This is a genomic window from Cyclobacterium sp. (genome assembly GCF_014762705.1).
GTDB lineage: Bacteria > Bacteroidota > Bacteroidia > Cytophagales > Cyclobacteriaceae > Cyclobacterium.
In genome coordinates, this window is the sequence record NZ_JABURL010000056.1 from 81,829 (window position 1) to 87,828 (window position 6,000).

Annotated in this window: 7 protein-coding genes; 2 read left to right on the forward strand and 5 right to left on the reverse strand. The window is 44.4% G+C overall.

The annotated features are described in order from the left end of the window. The first annotated feature begins 110 nt into the window (after positions 1-110). A complete protein-coding gene (locus HUJ21_RS10850) occupies positions 111-1,457 on the forward strand; it encodes a M20/M25/M40 family metallo-hydrolase (protein WP_291369664.1) in 1,347 nt (448 codons plus the stop codon). Between the two features lie 113 nt (positions 1,458-1,570). Here the strand turns inward: HUJ21_RS10850 and HUJ21_RS10855 are convergent, their stop codons facing one another. From HUJ21_RS10855 to HUJ21_RS10865, 3 genes are read right to left on the reverse strand one after another with little or no spacing between them, the layout of a single operon-like run. Then, a complete protein-coding gene (locus HUJ21_RS10855) occupies positions 1,571-1,699 on the reverse strand; it encodes a hypothetical protein (RefSeq protein WP_291369666.1) in 129 nt (42 codons plus the stop codon). 26 nt (positions 1,700-1,725) lie between these two features. Further along, the gene (locus HUJ21_RS10860) at positions 1,726-3,282 is read right to left on the reverse strand and encodes a serine protease (RefSeq protein WP_291369668.1); all 1,557 of its coding nucleotides are present in this window, start codon (positions 3,280-3,282) and stop codon (positions 1,726-1,728) included. Next, the gene (locus tag HUJ21_RS10865; protein ID WP_291369669.1) at positions 3,275-4,138 is read right to left on the reverse strand and encodes a hypothetical protein; all 864 of its coding nucleotides are present in this window, start codon (positions 4,136-4,138) and stop codon (positions 3,275-3,277) included. The genes HUJ21_RS10860 and HUJ21_RS10865 overlap by 8 nt, the downstream gene beginning before the upstream one ends. A 247-nt stretch (positions 4,139-4,385) precedes the next feature. On the opposite strand from HUJ21_RS10865, the gene HUJ21_RS10870 reads away from it, so the two are divergent. Next, a complete protein-coding gene (locus HUJ21_RS10870) occupies positions 4,386-4,664 on the forward strand; it encodes a YciI-like protein (RefSeq protein WP_291369671.1) in 279 nt (92 codons plus the stop codon). 147 nt (positions 4,665-4,811) lie between these two features. Here the strand turns inward: HUJ21_RS10870 and HUJ21_RS10875 are convergent, their stop codons facing one another. Both HUJ21_RS10875 and HUJ21_RS10880 read right to left on the reverse strand, forming a co-directional pair. Beyond that, positions 4,812-5,267, reverse strand: coding sequence for an RES family NAD+ phosphorylase (locus HUJ21_RS10875; protein ID WP_291369673.1), 456 nt, complete (start codon positions 5,265-5,267; stop codon positions 4,812-4,814). An 8-nt stretch (positions 5,268-5,275) separates the two neighbouring features. After that, positions 5,276-5,737 carry an antitoxin Xre-like helix-turn-helix domain-containing protein gene (locus tag HUJ21_RS10880; RefSeq protein ID WP_291369675.1) on the reverse strand — a complete coding sequence of 154 codons (462 nt, stop codon included), beginning with the start codon at positions 5,735-5,737 and terminating at the stop codon, positions 5,276-5,278. Positions 5,738-6,000: the final 263 nt, after the last annotated feature.

A 6,000-nucleotide genomic window follows, 5' to 3' on the forward strand; every position in this document is an offset into this window, starting at 1 on the left:
ATACTGGAATCAATTCCGGAAATGATTTGATTGAGGGATAGATGTTTTGATAGGGGTAGCATATTCTGGTTTTTTCGTATTAGCTTTAACCTTCCAAAAAAGATTTACCTATGAAAAAAATAGCTGTCCTTTTGTTCTTTTTATTCCCTTTTTCAAATAAGGCCCAGGTTCCGGCCGTACACCGGATGCCTGCTATAGAGACCATGGTGGAAGATATTTCCAAAGACAGCCTCGAATCCTACCTGGAGGGTTTGGTCAGCTTTGGTACCAGGCACAGTTTAAGTCAGGACGGGGAGACCAGGGGTATTGAAGCGGCAAGGCAGTATGTTTTGCAGCAATTTCAATCCTTTGAAAATGCTGCAAATGGAAGGTTGACATCCGAAATCGACTATTTCACGGTGGAGGCTAATGGCAGGCGGGTATTGGAAGATACCCGTATGGGTAATGTAATGGCTACATTAAAAGGCACTGATCCTTCGGATGACCGGGTCTTTATCGTTAGTGGACATATAGATAGCCGGGTGTCAGATATCATGAACGCCGAGGACGATGCGCCAGGTGCCAATGATGATGGCTCCGGTGTAGTGGCACTTATAGAGATGGTAAGAATCATGTGCAGGAAATCCTTCCCTGCCACAATCATTTTCGTTGCCGTGTCCGGTGAGGAACAAGGCCTGATCGGAGCAGCGCATCTGGCCAGGAGGGCAAGGGAAGAAAATTGGAACCTGGTAGCCATGATCAATAATGACATGATCGGTAACAGTGCCTCCAGCGGTACCGAAATTAGGAATAATACCCAATTGCGGGTATTTAGTGAGGGAGTACCATTAATGGAAACGGAAGAAATGGCAGCTTTGCGGCGCGCAACCAATGCGGAAAATGACAGTAAGTCCAGGCAATTGGCCAGGTACATCAAGGAAGTGGGACAACGCTATGTGGATCAACTTGAAATTAAATTACTTTACCGCAATGACCGATTTTTAAGGGGAGGGGACCATACCCCATTCTCCCGGGAAGGCTTTACGGCCGTACGTTTGTGTGAGATGAATGAAAACTACTACCAGCAGCACCAGGACCTGCGAACCGAAGAGGGGATCCGTTATGGGGATGTCATTGAGCATATAGACTACGAATACCTACGTAAAAATACCGCCGTTAACCTGGCTGTCCTGGCAAATCTGGCCACTGCCCCCTCGGTTCCGGAAGCCGTGGGAGTGGATATCAGTGGGCTTAGCAATTCCTCCTTACTGCGCTGGCAGGCTCCTGAGCATGGAATAGCAAGGGGGTATTATATATTGATGCGGGAAACTAGTTCGGCCATGTGGGAAAGGAAATTCTATACCGAAGACCTGGAAATGGAACTGCCCTATTCCAAAGACAATTACTTCTTTGCGGTGCAGGCTGTAGGTGAGCAAGGGGCTGAAAGTTTGGCTGTCTTTCCCCGGCCGGTTCGGTAAAGGGCTGGACAGGGAGTTAAGCAACTGATCCGTTTTTATAGGAGTAATATTTACTCAAATAAATCCGATTTTATTGGGCAGCTTCATTTGACCTTTGGATAGGCGTAACTTGTTTATGATACCAGGATAGAAACAGGTCTTTCATAGCCAAAAATATCGTTTTTCGGCAGCAGCATGCCAGGATAGGATACCCATTCGTCTCCCCATCCGATCGCAGCCAAACCCGAAATACCCCCCTTCATTTCATTGTATGCTATCGGACCTGCTTTCAATAGGCGAAATTGATCAGGTGTGCTGCGGCAAAAGTCTTAAACACCTGGTTAAAATAGGTACAATACCCGGCATACATACCGGGATTGTTGCAATCCAGCCCATAGGTCATGGCCAAGGTCAGCATTTCTACCGGAACCGGTATGGTGGCGATGGCCATAAATGTTTTTTCTTCCGTCATCAGTAGGGTCATGTACACGTAAAAGCCATATTGCAGGCCATCTTGTCCCATGAGGTATTCATTGCCCAAAGACAGGATCCAGGCTATTTTCCGGCCTCCTTCAAATTCGTCCCAGGTAGAATATTCCTCATCTATGGTAAATCCGCTCATGCCATAACGAAAGGCAAAATTTTGGTTGATAATCTCTCCCATAAGCACCAGCAATTCCTCAAAATCGGTTTGTGAAAAATCACTTTGCATGCCGTAAAAATAGAGTTGCATGTCATTCCCATCAAAGTTGCTTACCTGAAAGGCTTCCTCAGCCGGGTTGAATTGCAGCGCGCGACCTTCTGGTATAGCGAGTACCACGCCATTGTTGATGTCCTCATAAATATCGAAACGCATGTTTTCATAATCCAGCTGTATGTTGATGTCCAATGAAAATTCATCTGCCAGTTTTTGAATATTTTCAGGATCGTCGGAAGTATCCATCATTTCTATTAGGGAGCGATTTTTGGTGGCGTAAAATTCAAAACCTATGGCTTCTACGGGTAGATCATCCATTTTGCTATAACTACTTTCAAGAAATTGGTCGCTTACCCGGGTATTTTCCTCGATTTCCGGGGCATTTACTTCTATTCTTGCTGTGGCTGAAAAAAGTTGTGTCAGGTTTTCAAATCCGGCTGGAAGCGCAGAAATGGAGGAGTTTTCCAGTTCAGGCAGGTAGGTTGCAGGGATGATCCAGCTTACATTGCTGGCTCCTTTTTCCAGTCCCCCATCGCCAATCCCTATGAGGCGGCTTTGGGCATCAAAAACCGGGGCACCTGAAAAACCCGGCAGCAGGCTGCCCTCAAGGTAAAAAATGTTCAGGTCCAGTGCAGGGAACCCTATTCTTTTTAAGGCATCTAAGTCCTTTTTGGGAATCAGTTCTGCCAGTGTTTCAGGATCTACATAGCCTTTTTTCATTTGCCTGGAAGAACTTCCGGTAGCCCCACCATTGTAGCCCAGGGCAAACACATCAGTGCCTATGGGTACTTTCTCCGGATGGAATGCATTTATTGGGACCATTCCTGCCGGAAGTGCAGGTTGGCCAGGCAACAGTTCCAGAAGGACAAGGTCTGCTTTTTGAAGAATTTTTTTTATCCGTGCTTTTCTCCAGGCCTGTCCGGAATACAAGATCCTGATTTCTCCTGTTGGGCTCATGCCATGCAGGGAAGTCACAATCTGATCGGGAGTTTTCCAGAGGAAACCCGTCAGGGAGTTGGATTCCCTGTTGTTGATCGATACAATTACCTTGACCAAAGAATTCTTTACTTTATTGGGATTAAAGTTTTGGGCGGATAGACGGGTGCTCCACAGCAAAAGCAGAAGCAATATCCAGGTACATTTATTCATGTTTAAGCACTTTGATTAACGATAGATAGACCTGTTTTCTTTCTTCCTGGCTGTAGTGTTTGGCAAATTCCTCATGGAGTTTGTCCCAGGGTGGATCTGCCTTTTCAAAGGCTTCATCTATCTCCTGGAGGCTGCTTTCATTTCCCAGATTCCTGAGGTTTTCACTTACCACTACGGTCCCCTGACCAGCATTGCAGAAACTGTCTCTCAATGCAAGTAGTGCAGTGGCAGCCAGGGATTCAGGTAGGTCTTTTTTAAATTGATTCACAAATTTGGCCCATATTCCCCCTGCCGTTTCAAAGGTATTGTAAACCTCTGAAGGAGCAGTTTCTACATTGGCATATACCAAAAAATCACATGCTCCAATCTCTATTTCAGAAGAATAAAGCACATTGGCTTGTCTGATGGCAAGCGAGGAGGAGTCTGCACGGATAAATCCTGTAACAAAAGCTTTGGCTTCAGCCTCTGTGTAACCTATGGCCAGATATTCTTCCATTTTATCGGAAAGGGAGGGAGCAAATGGATCATTTGCTCTGATGTAAAGGCCTATGATTATTCCTACTACCGAGAAAAGGCCAAAGGCTCCAATCCGGAGGCTTTTGATGGGGTCAAGGAATTTCTCATTCAACCCTATAAGGATGGCCAGCAAGGAAGAAATGGATCCTATAACACCACTGACTACCGGGGAAACAGAAAGTCCCAGCAAAATCCCCAAAAATAATCCAATTCCCAAACCATTGAAAATGGCTGCCATTACCTGCACGAAATTAGGGTTGGTATTGTCAGACCCTTCAGGAAGCAGTTTTTCAAAATTGCTCATTGGCGATGTGCCTTCATTTTGATTTGAATCCTCCATAGTAGAATATTGGGTTGGTTGTATAGCAATACCTTTCCTGAAAAAAGCGTGGAAGCAGGTTTGGCTCCTACAATATAAGTATTTATGGATCATAAATACAGGTAGCAATGTCTTTTTTAAGATTTAATTAGCTGAGCATAAGCGTACTGCTGGGTATATTTTGAACCTTTTACCAGACAAGGAGGGTAAATTTTAAAATGCTATCTTAAATCCGTAAAATTGTAAGCTAAAGTTTAAACCTGATGACATGAATCATTATCTGCTTACCTATGAAGTAACCGAAGATTATGTGGAAAGAAGGACTCCCTTTCGGAAAGAGCACCTGGCACTGGCAGCCGCTTTTTTCAGGGATGGACACCTCATCATGGGTGGTGCTTTGGCTAACCCAGCAGATAAGGCTGTGCTGGTGTTCCGTTGCGATGACATTAAAACGGTAGAGGATTTTGTACAACAAGATCCCTATAGGCTAAACGGGCTGGTGAAATCCTGGGAAATCCGGGAGTGGACCGTGGTAGTTGGAGCTTAATAGGTTTTTGATTAGCTGAACTTTGGTTTTGCATCCCATATCTGGTTTTTTTATTAGCTATAAAGAAGGGGGGTAAAATTTCATTATCGGGTATGTAGCCAAATTCCACACAAGAGGCAAACCAATTCGGCAGGGATTATGGTGCAGTTACCTGACAATCCGATGATCCAGTTGTAGCGGATAGACCTTAAAATGTATGGAATTAACCTTATCCGATAAGGGATTGATGATAAAATTCAAGGAGCCTGGATCGACAACAGAGGCTACACCGAAGCAAAGCATTCCGGATTTCAACAAGTCAGACCCATATGCTTGTGACATTACCTTAGGGGGTATGGCATCCCAGTCTGAGGGCAATTCTTTTACATCAGGAATGTGTATACAATCGCCTGGAACATCGATTTCCATAACCGAATATAGGATATAGCGCTCGGAGGAAAACAGTTCTGCGTCTATTGTAAACCGTTCCAGCAAGGAAGAAGAAACAGAAGAACTCCCGTATAAAGCCGGACTACCAGGTAGATTCCACCTTCCACCATACAGTTTTGCCCCTTCACCACTGGCATCACAGTATTTCGTCAAAGCAATCCTGTAAACTTTCATGGTTCCTGCTAAACTGCAATTCCATGCTGCAAACGCATGATTTCAGCCTTTAATAAATCAAGCCCCTCTGAAACATCAATTAATGCTATGGGCTTGATATTGCCAATGGAGAAAAGGGGCCGCTCCATCCAACGCCTAAACCCTTCTTTTCCAAAATAATTATTGCCCAAGGCATACAAAACTGCCAGTTTATACATTTTTTCGGACTGTATGGTGTCAAAAACCTCTTTCCGTTGAAGGGTTTTGGCAGAAACTCCCAAAGCTGCAGCTAAGGTGTTATTGTCCAGGCCGGATACCTCTTTTAGGCTTTCAAAGGATTTTTTCCTCAATCCATGGCGGAAAGTCTCAACCCGATTTAAAGGCTCACTCAACTCACTTACATCCACCCCCAGGATGTCTTGAGCAGTGATTGTGGCCTTTTGATAGGTGGCAACTGCAGGTTCGTTTACTTTTGAGGATTTTTTGGCCATTATTTTAGTGGAAATTTGTCCCCTAATATAACGTAATTTGTCTGGTATTTCAATTTTTCTTTAAACTTTTTTCCGACTCGTATCTCTGGAGTCAGCCTTGGATTTTCTAAAAAAATTGAATGGTCAATGCCTGAAATAACAGTTACAAACCCCGGAAATCGAGATAACGATAGGTACTTCAAGCTGTTAATTTTTAATTTATATCAATGATAGGTACCACTAGGCAATTTGAGGGGAGGCTGAGGCGGGAGACTTTGATGGGG